Here is a 559-nt window from a genome sequence, read left to right on the forward strand (position 1 = left end):
TGGCTCGACAGCGGCACCTGGCACGAACCTGCTGTTCATTTGGTATCTCCCGCGGCTTCGGGCGCAAGCGAGAATTTCTGCCTGACGACGCGCAGCAGGAACAGCGGGTTGCCGACCACATAGCGGCGCCACAGGCGGCCCGGCTCGACAGCCAACCGGAACAGCCATTCGAGCCGCAGCCGGCGCATCCACAAGGGCGCGCGGGGCACCGCGCCGCTCAGGAAATCAAGCAACGCGCCGACGGCGATCGGCAGCGTGCAATGGCGCGCGTCGATATGGCGTTCGATCCACAATTCCTGGCGCGGCACGCCCATGGCCACGAGCAGCACGTCGGGCCGAAGCGCGGCAATCCGGTCGACGATTTCCTGCTCCTGCGAAGGGGGGAAATAGCCGTCATGGATCACCACGAACCGGTGCTGCACGGCCAGTGCCGCCAGCTTGACCGACGCCGCTTCTGCGTTGACGCGCGTCGCGCCGAGCAGCCCGACGGTCAGCGGCGTCGTCGAGGCCTGCAGGAAGGCCGGGACGAAATCGGTACCATTGAGATTGTCGGGAAACG

At 66.7% G+C, this 559-nt stretch carries 1 protein-coding gene; it reads right to left on the reverse strand.

Annotated features, from left to right (window positions below; translation table 11 throughout):
* Positions 1-35: 35 nt before the first annotated feature.
* Positions 36-559: WecB/TagA/CpsF family glycosyltransferase (locus EN969_RS34475; protein WP_127419954.1), on the reverse strand; the 524-nt coding region annotated here is incomplete at its 5' end.

Origin of the sequence: Mesorhizobium sp. M7A.F.Ca.CA.003.01.2.1, assembly GCF_003998945.1 — a bacterium.
In the GTDB taxonomy this organism is placed as follows: domain Bacteria; phylum Pseudomonadota; class Alphaproteobacteria; order Rhizobiales; family Rhizobiaceae; genus Mesorhizobium; species Mesorhizobium ciceri.